General features: G+C 73.1%; 20 protein-coding genes and 1 pseudogene. 9 read left to right on the top strand and 12 right to left on the bottom strand.

The features are described 5' to 3' along the window. The first annotated feature begins 17 nt into the window (after window positions 1-17). A complete protein-coding gene (locus ACWC94_RS22645) occupies window positions 18-1,643 on the top strand; it encodes an amidohydrolase (RefSeq protein ID WP_450798702.1) in 1,626 nt (541 codons plus the stop codon). A gap of 33 nt (window positions 1,644-1,676) precedes the next feature. On the opposite strand, the gene ACWC94_RS22640 is transcribed toward ACWC94_RS22645, so the two are convergent. Further along, entirely contained in the window at window positions 1,677-2,645 is a 969-nt protein-coding gene (locus ACWC94_RS22640) for a GlxA family transcriptional regulator (RefSeq protein ID WP_450798701.1), read from the bottom strand. Window positions 2,646-2,716: 71 nt separating this feature from the next. Between ACWC94_RS22640 and ACWC94_RS22635 the strand changes: the two genes are divergently transcribed. Both ACWC94_RS22635 and ACWC94_RS22630 read left to right on the top strand, forming a co-directional pair. Next, window positions 2,717-3,667, top strand: a complete 951-nt coding sequence (locus ACWC94_RS22635) for an NADP-dependent oxidoreductase (protein WP_450798700.1) — start codon at window positions 2,717-2,719, stop codon at window positions 3,665-3,667. Window positions 3,668-3,821: 154 nt separating this feature from the next. Then, window positions 3,822-4,202 carry an anti-sigma factor antagonist gene (locus tag ACWC94_RS22630; RefSeq protein ID WP_450798699.1) on the top strand — a complete coding sequence of 127 codons (381 nt, stop codon included), beginning with the start codon at window positions 3,822-3,824 and terminating at the stop codon, window positions 4,200-4,202. A 3-nt stretch (window positions 4,203-4,205) separates the two neighbouring features. Here ACWC94_RS22630 and ACWC94_RS22625 read toward each other — a convergent pair whose 3' ends face one another. Next, entirely contained in the window at window positions 4,206-5,153 is a 948-nt protein-coding gene (locus ACWC94_RS22625) for a ribose-phosphate diphosphokinase (protein WP_450798698.1), read from the bottom strand. Between the two features lie 97 nt (window positions 5,154-5,250). Between ACWC94_RS22625 and ACWC94_RS22620 the strand changes: the two are divergent. Beyond that, window positions 5,251-5,475, top strand: a pseudogene (locus ACWC94_RS22620) (DUF4230 domain-containing protein); the annotation flags it as partial. A 21-nt stretch (window positions 5,476-5,496) separates the two neighbouring features. Here the strand turns inward: ACWC94_RS22620 and ACWC94_RS22615 are convergent. From ACWC94_RS22615 to ACWC94_RS22590, 6 genes are read right to left on the bottom strand one after another with little or no spacing between them, the layout of a single operon-like run. Then, window positions 5,497-7,269 (bottom strand): complex I subunit 5 family protein, encoded by a 1,773-nt coding sequence (locus ACWC94_RS22615; protein ID WP_450798697.1) that lies wholly within the window; start codon window positions 7,267-7,269, stop codon window positions 5,497-5,499. After that, window positions 7,269-7,619, bottom strand: coding sequence for a sodium:proton antiporter (locus tag ACWC94_RS22610; RefSeq protein ID WP_450798696.1), 351 nt, complete (start codon window positions 7,617-7,619; stop codon window positions 7,269-7,271). The genes ACWC94_RS22615 and ACWC94_RS22610 overlap by 1 nt, the downstream gene beginning before the upstream one ends. A gap of 7 nt (window positions 7,620-7,626) precedes the next feature. After that, a complete protein-coding gene (locus ACWC94_RS22605; RefSeq protein ID WP_450798695.1) occupies window positions 7,627-8,364 on the bottom strand; it encodes an MnhB domain-containing protein in 738 nt (245 codons plus the stop codon). After that, the gene (locus ACWC94_RS22600) at window positions 8,361-8,621 is read right to left on the bottom strand and encodes a Na(+)/H(+) antiporter subunit B (RefSeq protein ID WP_450798694.1); all 261 of its coding nucleotides are present in this window, start codon (window positions 8,619-8,621) and stop codon (window positions 8,361-8,363) included. Before ACWC94_RS22600 ends, ACWC94_RS22605 begins: the two co-directional genes overlap by 4 nt. 33 nt (window positions 8,622-8,654) lie before the next feature. After that, window positions 8,655-9,107 (bottom strand): MrpF/PhaF family protein, encoded by a 453-nt coding sequence (locus ACWC94_RS22595; RefSeq protein ID WP_450798693.1) that lies wholly within the window; start codon window positions 9,105-9,107, stop codon window positions 8,655-8,657. Further along, window positions 9,104-9,298 (bottom strand): hypothetical protein, encoded by a 195-nt coding sequence (locus tag ACWC94_RS22590; protein WP_450798692.1) that lies wholly within the window; start codon window positions 9,296-9,298, stop codon window positions 9,104-9,106. The genes ACWC94_RS22595 and ACWC94_RS22590 overlap by 4 nt, the downstream gene beginning before the upstream one ends. 241 nt (window positions 9,299-9,539) lie before the next feature. On the opposite strand from ACWC94_RS22590, the gene ACWC94_RS22585 reads away from it, so the two are divergent. Next, window positions 9,540-10,175, top strand: a complete 636-nt coding sequence (locus tag ACWC94_RS22585) for a VanZ family protein (protein WP_450798691.1) — start codon at window positions 9,540-9,542, stop codon at window positions 10,173-10,175. A gap of 112 nt (window positions 10,176-10,287) precedes the next feature. Then, the gene (locus ACWC94_RS22580) at window positions 10,288-11,523 is read left to right on the top strand and encodes an RICIN domain-containing protein (protein WP_450798690.1); all 1,236 of its coding nucleotides are present in this window, start codon (window positions 10,288-10,290) and stop codon (window positions 11,521-11,523) included. Between the two features lie 9 nt (window positions 11,524-11,532). On the opposite strand, the gene ACWC94_RS22575 is transcribed toward ACWC94_RS22580, so the two are convergent. The 3 genes from ACWC94_RS22575 to ACWC94_RS22565 are packed head-to-tail and all read right to left on the bottom strand — an operon-like array spanning window position 11,533 to window position 13,647. Then, window positions 11,533-11,778 (bottom strand): hypothetical protein, encoded by a 246-nt coding sequence (locus ACWC94_RS22575; protein WP_450798689.1) that lies wholly within the window; start codon window positions 11,776-11,778, stop codon window positions 11,533-11,535. Window positions 11,779-11,813: 35 nt separating this feature from the next. Then, on the bottom strand, window positions 11,814-12,839 hold the full coding sequence (locus tag ACWC94_RS22570; RefSeq protein WP_450798688.1) for a DNA topoisomerase IB: 1,026 nt from the start codon (window positions 12,837-12,839) through the stop codon (window positions 11,814-11,816). Window positions 12,840-12,843: 4 nt separating this feature from the next. Then, a complete protein-coding gene (locus ACWC94_RS22565) occupies window positions 12,844-13,647 on the bottom strand; it encodes an SDR family oxidoreductase (protein ID WP_450798687.1) in 804 nt (267 codons plus the stop codon). 170 nt (window positions 13,648-13,817) lie between these two features. Between ACWC94_RS22565 and ACWC94_RS22560 the strand changes: the two genes are divergently transcribed. Continuing rightward, complete coding sequence (locus ACWC94_RS22560; RefSeq protein WP_450798685.1) at window positions 13,818-14,858, top strand: PHP domain-containing protein; 1,041 nt, start codon at window positions 13,818-13,820, stop codon at window positions 14,856-14,858. Window positions 14,859-14,908: 50 nt separating this feature from the next. Beyond that, complete coding sequence (locus ACWC94_RS22555) at window positions 14,909-15,574, top strand: HAD family hydrolase (RefSeq protein WP_450798684.1); 666 nt, start codon at window positions 14,909-14,911, stop codon at window positions 15,572-15,574. A gap of 228 nt (window positions 15,575-15,802) precedes the next feature. Here ACWC94_RS22555 and ACWC94_RS22550 read toward each other — a convergent pair whose 3' ends face one another. Continuing rightward, window positions 15,803-16,681, bottom strand: a complete 879-nt coding sequence (locus ACWC94_RS22550) for an alpha/beta fold hydrolase (RefSeq protein ID WP_450798683.1) — start codon at window positions 16,679-16,681, stop codon at window positions 15,803-15,805. Window positions 16,682-16,856: 175 nt separating this feature from the next. Here ACWC94_RS22550 and ACWC94_RS22545 point away from each other — a divergent pair, with 175 nt between their 5' ends. Beyond that, window positions 16,857-17,888, top strand: coding sequence for an SDR family oxidoreductase (locus ACWC94_RS22545; RefSeq protein ID WP_450798681.1), 1,032 nt, complete (start codon window positions 16,857-16,859; stop codon window positions 17,886-17,888). Window positions 17,889-17,910 lie beyond the last annotated feature (22 nt).

The raw sequence follows: 17,910 nt of genomic DNA, 5'->3' as shown, positions 1-17,910 counted from the left end.
CCGACAGGAAAGGCATCATGCACGCTGATCTGCTGTTCACCGGCGGCCCCGTCCTCACCCCGCACGGCCGTACCGCGACCGCCGTCGCCGTCACCGGGGGCCGCATCACCGCGGTCGGCGGCGACGAGCTGCGCGACCTGGCCGGGCCGGGCACGGAGGTGGTGGACCTCTCCGGACGGCTGCTGCTGCCCGGCTTCCAGGACGCGCACGTCCATCCGGTGCCGGCCGGGCTGGAGCTGGCCCAGTGCGACCTGAGCGGCGCCACGACCGCCGAGGAGACCGTGGCCGCCGTACGCGCGTACGCCGAGGCGCACCCCGAGCGGGAGTGGATCCTCGGCGGCGGCTGGTCGATGGAGGCGTTCGCGGGCGGTACGCCGACGAAGGAGCTGCTGGACGCGGCCGTACCGGACCGGCCGGTGTATCTGCCCAACCGGGACCACCACGGCGCCTGGGTCAACAGCCGCGCCCTGGAGCTCGCCGGCATCGACCGGGACACGCCCGACCCGGCCGACGGACGGATCGAGCGGGACGCCTCCGGGGAGCCGGCCGGCACGCTGCAGGAGGGCGCGATGCAGCTGGTCGCCCGGCTCACCCCGCCCGCCACACCGGCCGACCGGCTGGCCGCGCTGCTGCACGCCCAGCGGCATCTGCACGCGCTCGGCATCACCGCCTGGCAGGACGCGCTGGTCGGTGACTTCCTCGGCATGGACGACCCGGCCGAGGCGTATCTGACAGCGGCACGGGACGGCTCGCTCACCGCCCGGGTGGTGGGCGCCCTGTGGTGGGACCGGGACCGCGGGGCCGAGCAGATTGCGGAACTCCAGGACAAACGAGCCGAGTTGACTCACGGCCGGTTCCGGGCCGGCGCCGTGAAGCTGATGCTGGACGGGGTCGCCGAGAACGGCACGGCGGCGCTGCTGGACCCCTATCTCGACGGGTGCGGCTGCGTGACCGCCAACCGCGGCAAGAGCTTCCTCGACCCGGCTCAACTGCCCAAGTACGTCACGGAGTTGGATGCCATCGGCTTCCAGTGCCACTTCCACGCGCTGGGCGACCGGGCCGTACGCGACGCACTGGACGCCATCGAGGCGGCCCGTGCCGCGAACGGGCCGAGCGACACCCGGCCGCACCTCGCGCACCTGCAGGTCGTGCACCCGGACGACGTGCCGCGTTTCGCCCGGCTCGGCGCCACCGCGAACATCCAGCCGCTGTGGGCCACGCACGAACCGCAGATGGACGAGCTGACGATCCCCTTCCTCGGTCCCGAACGGGCCGCCCGGCAGTATCCGTTCGGCGCTTTGCTGCGGTCGGGGGCGCGGCTGGCGGCGGGCAGCGACTGGCCGGTGAGCAGCCCCGATCCACTCCAGGGCGTCCACGTCGCGGTCAACCGGGTCGAGCCGGGCGGTACCGGACCGGTGTTCCTGCCTGAGGAACGGCTCGGCCTCGCGGACGCGCTGACCGCGTACACGGCCGGATCGGCGTACGTGAACCATCTGGACGACACCGGCCGGGTGGCCGTCGGAGCGCTCGCCGATCTGGTGGTGCTGGACCGCGACCCGTTCGCCGGACCGCCGGAGGCGATCGAGGGGACGGCCGTGGCGCTCACCTATGTGGGCGGGGAGCGGGTGTACGCGGCCGAGTGAGCCCGGGGGCGGGCCCGGCCCCGCCGCAACGGCTCATCGGGCCTGCTGGAAGGTGCGGCGGTACGCCTGCGGGGACACGCCGATCGCCGCGTGCAGGTGCTGCCTCAGCGAGGCGCCGGTGGCGAAGCCGACCTCGGCGGCGATCCGGTCCACCGGCAGGTCGCTGGCCTCCAGCAGGTGCCGGGCGCGGGCGACGCGCTGCTGGATCAGCCAGCGGCCGGGGCTGAGGCCGACCTCGTCGCCGAAGCGGCGGGCGAAGGTGCGCAGGCTCATCCGGGCGTGTCCGGCGAGGTCGGACAGGGTGAGCGGCTCGTCCAGGCGTTCCAGGGCCCAGGCCCGGGTCGCGGCCGTGCTCGCGGCGCCGCTGACCGGGACCGGCTGCTCGATGTACTGGGCCTGGCCGCCGTCCCGGAACGGCGGGACGACACAGCGGCGGGCCACGGAGTTGGCGAGCTCACTGCCGTGGTCGGTGCGCACGAGGTGCAGGCAGATGTCGACACCGGAAGCGGCTCCGGCCGAGGTGAGGATGCGGCCGTCGTCGACGAAGAGGACGTCCGGGTCCAGGTCCACCGCGGGGAAGCGGCGGCGGAACAGGTCGGCGACCTGCCAGTGCGTGGTCGCGCGGCGGCCGTCGAGCAGGCCGGCCTCGGCCAGCACGAAGGCTGCCGTGCAGATCGACACGATCCGCGCGTCCGGGCGGATACGGGCGAGGGCCGCGGCGACCTCGTCCGGCAGCCGTGCGGGGATGTACGCGGGCGGCATGGAGGTGACCACCACCGTGTCCGCCGTCCCGAGGATCTCCGGGCCGTGCGCGACACCGATGGTGAAGTCGGCGTTGGTGCGCACGGGGGCGCCGTCGACCGAGCAGGTGAGTACCTCGTAGTGGCCGTCGGCGGCGCCGAGGATGCGGCTGGGGATGCCCAGCTCGAAGGGGTAGACGCCGTCCAGGGCCAGGACGACCACCCGCTCCGGCCGCCGGGTGCGCAGCTCCATGTCATGCATGGCACGATCCTATCGAAGCTTGGCAATCATGCCATTTCCCGAGCGGGCGGCGCCCGGCAGGCTGGGTGACCATGAGCGATGTGAACACGATGCGAGCCATCAGCCAGGACGTCCTCGGCGGTCCCGAGGCCCTGAAGGAAGTACGGGTCGAGCGGCCGGAGCCGGGCCCGAACCAGGTGCTGGTCCGGGTGCGGGCCGCCGGGGTCAATCCCACCGACTGGAAGCACCGGGCCACCGGCGGGTTCCTGGGCGAACCGCCGTTCGTCCTCGGCTGGGACGTCTCCGGCGAGGTCGTCGCGACCGGGATCGGCGCGGCCGCCTTCCGGCCCGGCGACGAGGTCTTCGGCATGCTGCCCTACCCCTACGGCCACGGCTCGCACGCCGAGTACGTGATCGCCCCGGTCCGCGCCCTGACGCACAAGCCGGCCACGATCGACCACACCCAGGCGGGCGCGCTGCCGCTGGTGTCCCTGACCGCCTGGCAGGCACTGACCGAGCACGCGGACCTGCGGCCCGGGCAGCGGGTCCTGATCCACGCGGCGGCCGGCGGCGTCGGGCACGTCGCCGTGCAGATCGCCAAGGCGCGCGGCGCGTATGTGATCGGCACGGCCAGCGCGGGCAAGCACGACTTCCTGCGGGAGATCGGCGTGGACGAGCCGGTCGACTACCGGACCACCGACGTCACGGAGGCCGTGCGGGACGTGGACGTGGTCCTGGACACCCTGGGCGGGGACACCTCCGTCGACTCGCTGAAGGTGCTGCGGCCGGGTGGTGTCGTCGTGTCGATCCTGCCGATGGGCTCCGAGGAGTTCTACGACGAGGCCGAGCGGCTCGGGGTGCGGGCCGTGCGCATGCTGGTGGACGCCGACCGGGCCGGGATGGAGAAGATCGCGGAGCTGGCGGAGTCGGGGAAGCTCAAGGCGACGATCGCCGGGACGTTCCCACTGTCCGACGCGGCGAAGGCGCACGAAGTGGGCGACACCGGACGGACCACAGGGAAGCTGGTCCTTCTGGTCGACTGACGGGTCGACTGACAGTCGTCTTACGGCGGTTACCGGGCGACAAGCGCCAAACTCGAAGACATATGTCAATCGAACATGCTCAAATTCCTTCCATCACGGGTAACTTGACGATCGGGAGACCGACGTCCGGACACGGGTGGGAGGTGATGCCGGCGTGCGAGACGAGCCTGCGGCGTTCACCCGTCACCTCCGCGTGTACGAACACCGGGCGCACACGGTCCTGGAACTCCGGGGCGAGATCGATCTGCTCTCGGCCACGGAGATCGGCCCGCTCCTGGACCGGGCCACCGCCCGGCCCGGTGCCCGGGTCGTCATCGACCTGCGGCCGGTGGAGTTCTTCGACTGCTCGGGGCTGCGGCTGCTGTACCGGGCCCGCGCCCGGGTCCTGGGCGGCGGCGGGCAGCTGCACCTGGTGTGCACGCACCCGCTGACCCTGCGCGTCTTCCGGGTCACCGGGCTGTCCAGGCTGTTGCCCCCGCACCCCACGCTGGACGCGGCCCTGGCCCGGTCCGGGGCCGCGTCCGGCTCACTGTGAGCGCTACGACTGCTCGAACAGGGCGCTGACGGATTCACCGTTGTGGATGCGCCGTACCGCCTCGGCGAGGGCCGGGGCGATGGACAGCACGCGCAGCTTGTCCGTGCGCTCCCCGTCCACGGGGACCGGCACGGTGTTGGTGCAGACGATCTCCAGCACGTCCGGCTGCTCGCTCAGCCGCTTCAGCGCACCGGCCGCGAACAGCCCGTGCGTGCAGGCCACCCGGACCGACCGGACGCCCGACTCACGCAGTCTGCCGAGGAGTTCCAGCACGGTGCTGCCCTTGGCGATCTCGTCGTCCAGCACGATGACGTCCCGTCCGGCGACATCGCCGATGACGGAGCTGATGCTCACCCGGTCGTCCGCGAAGCGCTGTTTGGCACCCGCCGCCACCTGGGCCCCGACGAGCCGGGCGAAGGCGGCGGCCTCCTTGGCGTTGCCGAGGTCCGGCGAGACCACCGTGGTGCGCGTGAGGTCGTACCGGCGGAAGTGCTCGGCGAGTTCACGCAGGGCGTTCAGGTGGTCGACCGGCACCGAGAAGAAGCCGTGCACCTGCGGGGAGTGCAGGGTCATGGCGAGCACCCGGCTCGCGCCCGCCGCCACCAGCAGGTCGGCGACCAGCCGGCCGCCGATGGAGATCCGCGGGGCGTCCTTCTTGTCGGAGCGGGCGTAGGAGTAGTGCGGCATGACGACGGAGATCCGGGCCGCGGAGGCGCCCCGGGCGGCGTCGCACATCAGCAGCAGCTCCACCAGGTGCTCCTGCACGGGGCGGACCAGCGGCTGGATCAGAAACACGTCCCGTTCACGGCAGTTGGCCTGAAGCTGCACCCCCAGACAGTCGTTGGCGAACCGGCTGACCCTGGTCGGACTGAGCGGCACCCCGAGGTGGGCGCAGACCTCTTGGGCCAGGCCGGGGTGGGCACTGCCGCTGAAGACGGCGATGTCTCGCACGATCCGCTCCTCGCAGAATCGTCACGGGCTGGGCCGTCATGCTACTGGCGCCCCCCTGCCCCGGCGCGTGCGTCAGGGCTGCGATCGCGTCAACACATCCGTCTGGCAGAAAAGCCGTTACGACGCCGCCTCGGGCACCTTCCAGGTGGTCGTCGACCTGGACAAGGACGCGAAGTTCCTGCCCGACGCGATCCGCGGCACCCGCACCCCGTACGTCGGCGCGGGCATCGTGGACGCGTACGTCGACCTCGGCCGGGTCGGCGAGAGGGACGTGCCGGTCAACGGCGACCGTACGTCCGCCACGCTCCGGCTGCCGTACGCGCGGCCCACCCCGGCGCGCTGATCAGCCGCCCAGCACCCCCGGCAGGGCCAGCGCCCCCAGTACCGTGGCGCCGAGCAGCAGCCAGGCCACGTAGTCGCCGACGTGGCCGGACTGCAGGCGCCTGAGGGGCCGGGCCCAGTCGGGGGCGGCGGTCCACCGCGGGCGGGTCACGGCCAGCGCGGCGAGGGCCACGGCCAGCGCGGTGGAGGTGACGCCGAGCAGGACGCCGGGGAGCGTCCAGCGGACGGAGGCGTGGGCACCGCCCGAACCGGCCTCGTTGACGGAACGGGCGACCAGGTCGCCGAAGCCGGGGCCCGCACCGACGGCGAGGGCGGCGGCGAGGAGCAGGGCGGGGACCGTCGTCATGGTGTCCGGGATCCGGCTCAGCAGGCCGCTCGTCTCGGGTTCCTCACCGGATCCGCTGGTCTCGAGGTCGGAGTCGGCGTCCTGCGGGCGCGGCCCGAGGCCGAGGAACACCCGGGCGGTGACCCGCAGCACGGCACCGCCGGTGATCGCGGAGGCGGCCACGTACACCACGGTGAGCGGGCCGCCGACCGCCTCCTCGGTGATCGCCTTGCCGAGCGCGATGCCGAATGGGGGCAGGCCGGCGAGGCCGAGGGCGCCCACGGTGAACAGCACGGCGGTGGCGCGCAGTTCGCGGGCCCGGCCGTGCAGGGCGTGCTCGTCGACGCTGCCGTACCGGTCGAGCAGCACCCCGGCGCAGGCGAACAGCGCGGCCTTCACCCCGGCGTGCCCGAGGATGTACAGGGCGACCCCGTCGTCGCCCTCCGGGGTGAGGACGCCGAGGCCGACGAGGAACAGTCCGGTGTGGGCGACGGTGGAGTAGGCCAGGAGCCGTTTGATGTGCCGCTGGTACCAGCACATGACGGCACCGGTCGCGGCCGTGAGGGTGCCGAGGGTCACCAGGGCCCGGGTCAGGTCGGCGGCGGGGATGCCGCCGGGTCCGGCGAAGACGGTGCCGTACACGCGCCAGACGCCGTAGACGCCGAGTTCGACCATGACGCCGGACAGCAGCATGCAGACCGGGGTGGGGGCGACGGCGTGCGCGTCCGGGAGCCAGAAGTGGAAGGGCACCGCTGCCGCCTTCACCAGCAGTCCGGTGAGGACCAGCACGAAGGAGGCGAGGACCAGCGCGTCCGGTCCGCCGTGCCCGGCCGCCGTGTCGAGGCCGCGGCCGATCTTCGTCATGGCCAGTTCGCCGGTGCGCGCGTACAGCAGGGCGATGCCCATGAGCATGGTGTACGCGCCGAGGGAGTTGACGACACCGAAGGTCAGCGCGCCCTGTACGGCCTTCGCGTCGTCGATGCGGTATCCGGTGAGGGCGTACGCGGTGACGCTCATCAGCTCGAAGAACACGAACGCGTTGAACAGGTCGCCGGCGATGGCGAACCCGCACATGGCGCCCTGGAAGACGAGCATCAGCGCGGTGAAGGCGCCGCGGTGGCCGCGCGGGGGCTCGTCGAAGTAGCGCCAGGAGTAGGCGAGGGCCGCCAGCGTCAGCAGGGAGACCAGCGCGGCCATGCCGAGCGCGGGGCCGTCGCCGACCACGACGATGCCGACGCTCTCGCCGCCGACGGGCAGCCAGCCGCCGACCCACTCGACCATCGGCGGTGCGGAGTTCAGCAGCAGGAGCAGTGCGAGGGCGGCCGTGCCGCCGGAGACCACGAAGCCGGTGATCTCGGCGGCGATCCTCGGCAGACGGCGGCCGGTGGCCACCAGCAGGGCGGCACCGAGCAGCGGGATCGCGACGAGCAGCGGGAGCAGGTGGTGCATCAGCCGCGCAACTCCCGCAGTTCGTCGGGGTCGACCGTGCCGTGCCGCTTGTCGATCTGCAGGACGAGCGCGAGCAGCAGCGCGGTGACGGTGGCACCGACGACGATGTCGGTGAGGGTGAGCGCCTGTACGACCGGGTCGACCAGCGGCCGGGAGCCGGGCTGGAGGTCGGAGAAGACGGGTGCGGTGGCGCCGTCACGGTAGCCGACGGCCAGCAGCAGGACGTAGGTGGAGGACTGGCACACCGCGAGACAGCCGACGGCGTGGATGAGGTTGCGGCTGGTGGCGAGGCCGTAGCAGCCGGTCAGGAAGACGTAGGCGGCGACCAGGTAGGGAAGGACGTGCGTCACGGTGTACTCAACTCCCGTGCTCCTCCTCGATCTCGACGGCCTGGTCGAGGAAGTTCGCGAGCAGGACGACGACGGCGCTCGCCACCTCCATGCCGATGGCCGCGTTCAGCAGGGGGACGGTGCCGCCGGACGACAGGGTGTTGAAGGTGCCGTACGGCAGCAGGGTGTTGGCGAGGAACGCGGTGCCGGCCAGGATCCCGGCGACGCCCAGTACGAGGTACGAGGAGACGGCGAGCGCGTCGGAGGTCTCGTAGACGGCGAGCGGCCGGACGCGTTCCAGCGCGCGGTAGTCGGCTCCGAGGTAGAGCAGGTGCAGGGCGGTCGCGGCGACGACCCCGCCCTGGAAGCCGCCGCCGGGGCTGAGCTGGCCGTGGGCGACGACATAGAGCCCGGTGACGAGGGCGACGGGGAGCACGATCAGCGCATAGCGGCGAACCGGCCGGGCCACCTCGGCCGGTTGCGGCCGGGCCCGGTGCTCGTCGCGGGCCTGGCGCAGCAGCACCACGCAGCCGAGGACGGCGGCGAACAGGATGCTCATCTCGCCGAGGGTGTCGTAGGCACGCTGGTCGAAGTTGACCGAGGCGATGGTGTTGGCGGTGTGCCGGGTGAGGGAGGCGTGCACGGCCCGGGTGCCGTAGGGGTGGCTCCGGCCGCCGAAGCCGGGCAGGTCGAGGCAGGCGGCGACGAGCAGTGCGGCGAGGCCGGCGCCGCCGACGGCCAGCAGGACGAGCCGCAGCCGGTTCACCGCGCGTCCTCCTTGTCACGGCCACGGCGTCTGACCTTGCGCACGCACAGCATGATCAGCAGCGGGGTGAGCGCGGAGCCGACGGCCAGCTGGGACAGGCCGACGTCCGGGGCCTGGAGCACGGTGAACAGCACGGCCAGGACGGACCCGAGCACGGACAGCACCAGCGCCTGGCGCGCGGGGTCGCGCTGGGCCACGGCCGCGGTGGCGGACGCGGCCGTCAGCAGCAGGGCGACGACGATCACGGCGTCGTCCATACGTCACCTCCGCCCCGACCCACCGACGGCCCCTCAGCCACCGCGCACCCCCCGGAACCCGCCCGACAGCGCGCGCGAGGCGATCATGTTGCCGGAGATCAGCAGGGCGCCGATGACCAGGAGCTTCACCATCGCCCGGCCCGGGCCGGTGGCGGCGCACACGGCGATCACGACCACCGCGCCCGCTCCGGCGGCGGTCCAGGTCAGCCCCCAGGCGCTCGGCCGCCCGCCTTCCAGGTCGTCGGAGAGGAGCCGGGCGAAGACGAGGGTGCCGACCGGGCCGAGCAGGGCCAGCAGCAAGGCGAGGTCGACGTAGGACGGGCGGCCGTAGCCCTGGGAGAACAGCAGCAGGGCCGGGCACAGGACCGAGGTGGTCATGTTCTGGGCGACGACCCGGCGGGCCGTGGGGCCGGTGGTGACGCCCCACAGGGCGGCCGCCCCTCCCCCGCCCAGTTCGACGGTCGCCGCGAGGATCCAGCCGTTCACCGCCAGGTCACCGCCCGCCGGCCGGTCCGGGCCAGCAGCGCCCCGACGGCCGCGGCGCTCCCGCCGACGATCCGTTCCAGGGTGTCGACCGTCGTGATGAACACCAGCCACAGCAGCGCCAGCGCCCCCCACCAGGCCAGGAGTTCACCGACGGCGAGGAGCGCCGTGCGCGGGGACGTACGCCGGGCCATCGGGCACCTCCTCGGTCTTCCATGTCCGCATATGCGGCGATATACCCCATTTGTCGCTCGGGGCATCCAAGCACCGCCGGGCCCGCGGCGGGGCGGCGGCGCGCGGGTCCGCGGCCGGAGTGCCCCGGGAGCGTGAACGGAAACGCCGCCGTGCGCCCGGAGCCGTCCGGGTGGGGGCATCCCGGGCGGGTTGACGGGTAACCGCCTCACGGAACCGGGAAGTTGGAGACCGGAGGACCACATGGCCCGCACCGTCCCGCACCTGCCCGCCCTACTGCGCCTGCCGGGGAAGCGGCGGCAGGCCGAGCAGCCCCGCCCGCGGCGGCCGAAGGACCGTACGGGCCGCTTCGCCTCCCGCCTGCCCTCCGTACTGCGCCCGCCCGGCGGCAGGGTCCGCCCGCCGGCCGAGCGGCACGCGCTTGCCCTGCCCCTGCGGCTGCTGGCGATGGCGGTCGCCTTCGCCTGCATGGTGGCGTTCGCCGCCGCCCTGGCCCGGATCACCCTGGAGCCGTCGCCCGCCTCGGTGCATCTGACGCACAGCAACCTGCACCCGGGCCGCTCCCTGCGGGCCTACGTGGAACAGGCGCGGACGGCGGACGCGGTGCGGCAGATCGGCGGGAACGTCCTCCTCGGCGTCCCGTTCGGGGTGCTGGTGCCGGTCCTCGCGCCGCGGGCCCGAGGGGTGCTTCGGGTACTGGCGCTCACGGCGCTCGTGATGCTGATGGTGGAACTGGCGCAGGGCGCGCTGGTCACCGGGCGGGCCTTCGACATCGACGACGTGCTGCTCAACACGGCCGGGGCGCTGTTCGGCTGGCTGCTCCTGGGACGGCGGCTCGGGCGGGCGGTGCACCGGCGCGTACGCCCCTCGGCGGACTGACCGAGTGTCAGCAACAGGTCTGTACCAGAGTATTGACGCCGTCTTATCTCACCCCTTAAATCAAGAGGCATTCCCGTAGGTCCCCTCAGCCCCCCACGCCGAACGGAGAGTCATGGTCTCCCCACGCCTGCTCCGCAGATGCCTCCTCGCCGCTCTGTCCGCCGCCCTGGTCGGTTCCGCGGCCGTCGGCCCCGCGCACGCACGGACCGCCGCGCCGGCGGCGGCGACCGTCACCGCCTTCTCCGACACCTTCGACGGGCCCGCGGGCTCCGCGGTCGACTCCTCGAAGTGGACACTGGAGACCGGCGACAACGTCAACAACCACGAGCGGGAGTACTACACCCCGGGCACGCGCAACGCGGCCCTGGACGGGCAGGGCCACCTGGTGATCACGGCCCGCAAGGAGAACCCGGCCGGCTACCAGTGCTGGTACGGCAGCTGCCAGTACACCTCCGCCCGGCTGAACACGGCCGGGAAGTTCAACGCCCGGTACGGGCATGTCGAGGCGCGGATGAAGATCCCGCGCGGCCAGGGCATGTGGCCGGCGTTCTGGATGCTCGGCACGCCCGTGAACTGGCCCGACTCGGGCGAGATCGACGTGATGGAGAACGTCGGTTTCGAGCCGTCGACCGTGCACGGCACCATCCACGGCCCCGGATACTCCGGCTCCGGCGGCATCGGCGCCGGCTACACGCTGCCGGGCGGACAGGCCTTCGCGGACGCCTTCCACACCTTCGCGATCGACTGGGCGCCCGGCTCGATCACCTGGTCCGTGGACGGGAACGTCTACGAGCGGCGCACGCCCGCCGACCTCGGCGGAAAGGCGTGGGTGTTCGACGACAAGCCGTTCTTCCTGATCCTGAACCTGGCCGTCGGCGGCTACTGGCCGGGCGACCCGGACGGCGGCACGCAGTTCCCGCAGCAGCTGGTGGTGGACTCGGTGTCGGTGACGACGAGCGACAGCGCGGCCGGGGCGCCGATACGCGGCCTGGCCGGCAAGTGCGCGGACGTGGCCGGGGCGAACTCCGCGAACGGCACACCGGTGCAGCTCTACGACTGCAACGGCACGGCCGCCCAGCAGTGGACGGTTGGCCCGGACGGCACGATCCGGGCGCTCGGCAAGTGCCTGGACGCCACCGGCAACGGCACCGCGGACGGCACGCCCGCCCAGCTGTGGGACTGCACCGGCGGCCCCAACCAGAAGTGGACCGTCACCGGGGCGCACGACATCGTCAATCCGCAGGCGGACAAGTGCCTCGACGTGACCGGGAACAACTCGGCCAACGGCACACGTCTGCAGATCTGGACGTGCACGGGCGGTGCCAACCAGAAGTGGACGGTCGGCTGAGCCGTCGCCTCAGTGCAGCGTCCAGGTGTACTTGCCGCCGCCCACCCAGCGGATCGAGTCCGGGTCGTCCAGGTCGTGGATGGGGATGCCGTAGGAGGCGGCGGTCTCCAGCACATCGGTGACGGTCCTGGCCTCACCGACCACGTGACCGTCGATCTCCATGATCCTGAAGGGCGGTTCGCCCGGCCTGCCCGGGCACACCCCGTGTACCAGCACCCGCGGATGGGCGATGTGGGGAACACCTTGTTCGGTCATGCAATTCAGCGTAGAACGCAATGCGGGCCGACGGCTCATCCGCGGGAGCCGTCCAGGAGATCGAGAACCGCCGCCTCGACCGCGCCCTGGGTGGCCGGACGCCCGAAGTCCCCGTGTTCCCCCAGCCGGGTGAGCGCGGGGGCGACCGTGACCCCACGGTCGAACAGCTCGAAGACCGCGGGATCGATGTAGGAGGACCGGCACACCGCGGGGGTGTTGCCCAGGTAGTGGCTGACCTCGCGGACCGCACGGGTGACCTGCCGTCGCCGGGCGGTGTCGCTCGCCCGGGCGTTCTCCGCGGTCACGGCGACCGCCACGGCGGCCAGTACGGTGGCGTGCCAGGTGCGGAAGTCCTTCGCGGTGACATCGGTGCCGGACAGCCGGCGCAGCGCCTCGTTGAGGTCGTCGCCGTGCAGCTCGTGCCAGCCGCGCCGCTCGAAGAAGACGAGGAAGCGGTCGCCGCCGCGCGGGCGCCGCAGCAGGGCGCGGGCGACCGCCTGGACCCGCTCGTCGACGAGGGCACGGACCAGCTCGGTGCCGCCCTTGGCCGGATAGCTGAACGTGATCGCGTCGCGGCCGCAGGTGACGTGCTCGCGCAGCATCGTCGTCAGGCCGTAGGTCGCGCTGGTACGGGTGTGCCGGTCGCTGCCGATCCGGAAGAAGCCGAGATCGAGCAGGCGGACCGCGCAGGCGGTGACCCGGACCCGGCTCAGCCCGCGCCCCGCCAGGTCGCGGGCCGCCTTGGCGCGCAGCTCCGGCAGGGCACGCGCGACCTGCCGTACGTGCTCGTGCTTGGCCTGCTCCTGCTCGGCCCGGAACTGTTCGTGGTACAGGTACTGGCGCCGCCCGGCGTCGTCCGTGCCGACGGCCTGGAGGTGGCCGTTGGGCCAGGGGCAGATCCACACGTCGCGCCAGGCGGGCGGGATGGTCAGGGCACGGATGCGGGCGAGCTGCTCGCGGTCGGTCAGCGGCTCCCCGCCGATGTCGACGTAGCGGAAGCCCCTGCCGCAGCGGACGCGCTGGTAGCCGGGGTCGTGGCAGGAACTGGTCCGCAGTCGCATCGGCTCAGGGACGCCGCCAGTCGTCGCCGGTCAGGTGGGAACCGGCCTGCGGGCCCATACGGAGCATGCCGCCGTCGACGCTCCAGGAGGCGCCGGTGACGTACGAGGCGTCCGGGCTCGCCAGGAAGGCGATCACCGCGGCGACCTCGCGGGCGTCACCGGGCCGCCCGAGCGGCACGCCGGGCCGGCGCACGGTGTGTACGTCGATGTCCTCCTGGCCGGTCATCGGCGTGGCGATCTCACCCGGTGCGACCGCGTTCACGGTGATGCCGTACTCGGCGAGCTCCAGCGCCATCACCTGGGTGAGCAGGCCGAGCCCGCCCTTGGCCGCGCAGTAGGGGGCCGCGCCGACACGGGGCTGGTGCTCGTGGACGGAGGTGACGTTGACGATCCGGCCGCCGTCGCCCTGCCGGATCATCCGCCGGGCCGCGTGCTGGCCGCACAGGAACGGGCCGACGAGGTCGACGTCCAGGACGCGGCGTACGTCCGCCAGGGTCAGGTCCAGGTAGGGGGTCATGGTGCCCGTACCGGCGTTGTTGACGAGGACGTCGATGCGGCCGAGCTCGCCGCAGAGCTCGTCGATCGTGTCGGCGGCCTCGGGCAGGCGGGTGAGGTCCAGCTGGGCCACGGCCGCGCGGCGGCCGGTGCGGCGCACTTCCTCCGCCGTTCCTTCGGCGCCCTTCTCGTCGGTGTGCCAGGTGATGCCGACGTCCAGGCCGGCCTCGGCGAGGCGTACGGCGGTGGCTCTGCCGATGCCGCTGTCCCCGCCGGTTATCACGGCTGTGCGCTGCGTGTCCGGGGTGGGCATGGCGAGCCTCCTGCGGGACGTGATCCTGGACGAGTCACCGCAGTACCCGGGGGTGGGGTGGGCAAACGGGTTCTGGTTGCGTGGCGACGGCCGTCGCGGGCCGCGGGTGCGTCGTGGCTCGTCGCGCGGTTCCCCGCGCCCCTGCAGGCGCCTCGTGCCACCTTGGTTGCATGGATCCCGTCGCTGCTCTGGACCGGATCGCCTTCCTGCTGGAGCGGTCGCTCGCACCCACCTACCGGGTCAAGGCCTTTCGTACCGCCTCCCGGGCGCTGGCCGTGCTGCCCGAGGACGAGATCGCCGAGCGGGCGGCGGGCGGGACGTTGGAGGCGCTCAAGGGGGTCGGGCCGAAGACCGCGCAGGTGGTCCGTGAGGCGTTGGCCGGGGAGGTGCCGGGGTATCTGCGGAAGCTGGAGGAGGAGGCCGGTACGGCGTCCCGGTCCGGCCCGGGAGCGGGGTTGCGGGCGTTGGTCCGCGGGGACTGCCACACGCACTCGGACTGGTCCGACGGGGGAAGTCCGATCGAGGAGATGGGGCGGGCGGCGGCCGCTCTCGGGCACGAGTGGACGGTCCTGACCGACCACTCCCCCCGGCTGACCGTGGCCCGCGGTCTGTCGCCGGAGCGGTTGCGCGAGCAGCTGGGGGTGGTGGCGGAACTGAACGCGCGATGGGCGCCGTTCCGGCTGCTGACCGGCATCGAGTGCGACATCCTGGAGGACGGCTCGCTGGACCAGGAGCCGGAGCTGCTGGAGCGGCTGGACGTGGTCGTGGTGTCCGTGCACTCCAAGCTGCGGATGGACGCCCGGTCGATGACCCGCCGGATGGTGGCCGCCGTGCGCAGTCCGCACGCCGACGTGCTCGGGCACTGCACCGGGCGGCTGGTCACGGGCCGGGGGCGTCCGGAGTCGGAGTTCGACGCGGACGCGGTGTTCGCCGCCTGCGCCGAGTCCGGTACGGCCGTGGAGATCAACAGCCGTCCCGAGCGGCTCGACCCGCCCCGCCGGCTGCTGCGCAGGGCCGTGGCCGCGGGGGTGCTGTTCTCCGTGGACACCGACGCGCACGCGCCCGGCCAGCTGGACTGGCAGATCCTCGGCTGCGCCCGGGCCGAGGAGTGCGGGGTGCCGGCCGAGCGGGTGGTGACCACCTGGTCCGCCGACGAGCTGCTGACCTGGACACGGGAGGGGCGGGTGCCGGCGCGGGTGGCGGGTTCCTGACCCGCCCGCGTGGTACCCGGTGGCCGGCAGGCGCCAGGGAAGGAGCCGGGATGGAGCGAGCCGCCGTCTTCGATGTCGACGGGACCCTCGTCGACACCAATCACCTGCACGTCGTCACCTGGTGGGAGGCCTTCCGCCAGGCCGGACACGACGTGCCCATGCACGCGGTGCACCGGGCCGTCGGCCTCGGGTCCACGGATCTGATCGCCCACCTGCTGGGCGACGGCCGCGACACGGACCGGGACGGCGAGCTGAGCGCCGCGCACACGGCCCTGTACGGCCAGTACTTCGACCGGCTGCCCGCGCTGCCGGGGGCCGGGGAGCTGCTGCGCCGGCTGCACCGGGACGGCTGGACGGTCGTCCTCGCCACGTCGGCGAGTGGCACCGAGCTGGGCGCCCTGCGCCGGGCCATCGACGCAGACGAGGCGATCGCCGCCACGGCGAGCGCGGAGGACGTGCGGGAGGGCAAGCCCGCGCCCGAGCCCGTGGAACACGCCCTGGAGCTGGCCGGCGTCCCGGCCTCGCGGGCGGTGTTCGTCGGGGACACCGTGTGGGACATGCGGGCGGGCAGCAGGGCGGGGGTGCGCTGTGTGGGGGTGTTGTGCGGCGGGATTCCCCGGGCCGACCTGGAGGAGGCCGGGGCCGGGGCGATCTATGCCGGCCCCGCCGATCTGCTCGAAGGACTCGACGGGAGTCCGCTGGCCCGAGCATCATAGGGAGTGGCGCAGGTCACATGACACGCCGGAACACCACACAGTGGTTGCCCATTGAACTAGCTCTGGGTACGGATGGGACAGTGTCCCCGGGCCTCACCCTTTGCCCACAGGGACGATCGTTCGGCTGAAGCCCTGTGGAGCCTTTCGCCGAGAGGCGACCACCGTCCGTGCCCACCACCTGACCGCCCCGGTCGTGATTCCCCCGTCACGGCCGGGGCCCTTGCGCGATCAGCGGCCGGCCGCCGCGGCACCGACCGTACCGGCGGCCCGTACGGCCCCGGCCTCGACGAACTCCCGCAGGTCGGCCGTGAGCCGGGCGGCGTGCGTGGCGAACAGGCCGTGCCCGCCGTTCTCGTACACCTTCAGGGCGCCGTCGGGCACCAGCCGGGCCACGCGCTCACCGGTGAGCGCGAGCGGCGCGGAGGTGTCGTGGGTACCGTGCACCACCAGCACCGGGAGATCCAGCGCCGGCAGCTCCTCGGTCAGGTCGAGCGAGGCCACCACGGCCCGGACGCCGTTCGCGGCCCGCGGGGTGGCGCTCAGGCAACGGTCGATCAGGTAGCGGACGTAGGGCGGGGACATCTGGTTGCCGGGCAGGTGGGCGGCGAAGAAGTCGTCGGCCAGAGCGGTGAAGTACGCGGCCCGGTCCCGCCGGAACACCTCGTCGTCGGCCCGCACGGCCTCCGGGTCCACACCGTCCGGGGTGCCCGGCGAGCGGACGACCCCCGGGGTGACTCCCGCGACGAGGGCGACACGGGCCACGCGGGCGAGACCGTGCCGGGTCACGCAGCGGACCACCTCGCCGCTGCCGACCGAGTGGCCGATCAGCGTGACCCCGCGCACGTCGAGGTGGTCGAGCAGACCGTTCAGGTCGTCGGCGAGGGTGTCGAGGTCGTAGCCCGACCAGGTGTCGTCGGAGCGGCCGTGGCCGCGCCGGTCCAGCGCGACGCAACGGAAACCGGCCTCCGCGAGGGGCAGCATCTGGTACTCCCACATTTCGTGGCCCACGTACGCACTGGCGACGAAGACGGCGACGGGCCCGTTGGCGGGACCGTGGTCGACGTAGTGCAGACGGGTACCGTCGACGGGGCTCTCGAAGTACGGCATGGGTGCCTCCTCGGGCGGTGGACCGGGTGCGACGCGGCTCGGTCGCGCTGACGTCCTCGATCCTCCCGGGAGGGTGCGCAGGGGTCGATTACCTGTCGCGTCATGCCGGGGTGTGCGCGCGCCCGGGCCCGGGTACCCGGCCGTCCGCCGAAACGTGGGCCGAGAGGAGCCTGAGGTGAGCAGCGCAGCGGGCAGCAGGGTCGTCGTGACGGGTGCCACCGGCAATGTCGGCACGAGTGTGGTGCGGCTGCTCTCGGAGGACGCCGGGATCAGGTCGGTGCGCGGACTGGCCCGGCGTACGCCCGAGTGGTCGCCGCCGAAGACCGAGTGGTCCGCGGTGGACATCGCCGCCGACCAGGCGAACCTCGCGGAACGGTTCGAGGGCGCGGACGCGGTGGTGCATCTGGCGTGGGCGTTCCAGCCGACACACGATCCGGCGGCCACCTGGCGGACCAACGTACTCGGCGGTATCCGGGTGTTCGAGGCGGTCGCCGCGGCACGGGTGCCGGTGCTGGTGCACGCCTCCTCCGTGGGCGCGTACTCGCCGGGCCCGAAGGACCGTGCGGTGGACGAGTCCTGGCCGACGCACGGCTGGCCCGACGCCGCGTACTGCCGCGAGAAGGCCTATCTGGAGCGCACGCTGGACGTGTTCGAGCGGGACCATCCCGAGGTGCGGGTGGTGCGCATGCGCCCGGCGTTCCTGTTCAAGTGGCAGTCCGCCAGTGAACAGCGCCGTATCTTCGGCGGGCGTTTCCTGCCGGGTCCGCTGGCCCGCCCCGAGCTGATGCCGTTCCTGCCGGACGTCCCCGGGCTCAGGGTGCAGGCCCTGCACACGGACGACGCCGCGGAGGCCTACCGGCTCGCGGTGGCCTCGGACAGCGCCCGGGGTGCCTTCAACCTCGCGGCGGATCCGCCGCTCGACGCCGGTGTGCTCGGCGAGCTGCTCGGCAGCCGCCCGGTACGGCTGCCGCGCGCGGCGGCCCGGTCGGCGATCGCCGCGGCCTGGGGGCTGCACCTGCTGCCTGCCTCGCCGCACCTGTTCGACGCGGTGCTCCGGCTGCCGCTGATGGACTGCGGCCGGGCACACACCGAGCTGGGCTGGCAGCCGCGGCGCACGGCGACGGAGGTGCTGCAGGAGTTCCTCGACGGCCTGCAGAAGGGCGGGGGGATGGAGACCGAGCCGATGCGCGGGCGCAAGGTCGGCTGACGCGCCGTACGCCCACGTCCGA

This window comes from Streptomyces sp. NPDC001135 (genome assembly GCF_053598395.1).
This window is presented reverse-complemented; position numbering and strand designations above follow the sequence as displayed.

Bases quoted from the DNA above. Each gene is read 5' to 3' on its own strand.
- ACWC94_RS22580 (WP_450798690.1), top strand. From the start codon at position 10,288: ATGGTCTCCCCACGCCTGCTCCGCAGATGCCTCCTCGCCGCTCTGTCC.
- ACWC94_RS22550 (WP_450798683.1), bottom strand. From the start codon at position 16,681: ATGCCGTACTTCGAGAGCCCCGTCGACGGTACCCGTCTGCACTACGTC.
- ACWC94_RS22615 (WP_450798697.1), bottom strand. From the start codon at position 7,269: ATGCACCACCTGCTCCCGCTGCTCGTCGCGATCCCGCTGCTCGGTGCC.
- ACWC94_RS22575 (WP_450798689.1), bottom strand. From the start codon at position 11,778: ATGACCGAACAAGGTGTTCCCCACATCGCCCATCCGCGGGTGCTGGTA.
- ACWC94_RS22590 (WP_450798692.1), bottom strand. From the start codon at position 9,298: ATGGCCCGGCGTACGTCCCCGCGCACGGCGCTCCTCGCCGTCGGTGAA.
- ACWC94_RS22565 (WP_450798687.1), bottom strand. From the start codon at position 13,647: ATGCCCACCCCGGACACGCAGCGCACAGCCGTGATAACCGGCGGGGAC.
- ACWC94_RS22645 (WP_450798702.1), top strand. From the start codon at position 18: ATGCACGCTGATCTGCTGTTCACCGGCGGCCCCGTCCTCACCCCGCAC.
- ACWC94_RS22600 (WP_450798694.1), bottom strand. From the start codon at position 8,621: ATGGACGACGCCGTGATCGTCGTCGCCCTGCTGCTGACGGCCGCGTCC.
- ACWC94_RS22640 (WP_450798701.1), bottom strand. From the start codon at position 2,645: ATGCATGACATGGAGCTGCGCACCCGGCGGCCGGAGCGGGTGGTCGTC.
- ACWC94_RS22635 (WP_450798700.1), top strand. From the start codon at position 2,717: ATGAGCGATGTGAACACGATGCGAGCCATCAGCCAGGACGTCCTCGGC.
- ACWC94_RS22555 (WP_450798684.1), top strand. From the start codon at position 14,909: ATGGAGCGAGCCGCCGTCTTCGATGTCGACGGGACCCTCGTCGACACC.
- ACWC94_RS22560 (WP_450798685.1), top strand. From the start codon at position 13,818: ATGGATCCCGTCGCTGCTCTGGACCGGATCGCCTTCCTGCTGGAGCGG.
- ACWC94_RS22585 (WP_450798691.1), top strand. From the start codon at position 9,540: ATGGCCCGCACCGTCCCGCACCTGCCCGCCCTACTGCGCCTGCCGGGG.
- ACWC94_RS22570 (WP_450798688.1), bottom strand. From the start codon at position 12,839: ATGCGACTGCGGACCAGTTCCTGCCACGACCCCGGCTACCAGCGCGTC.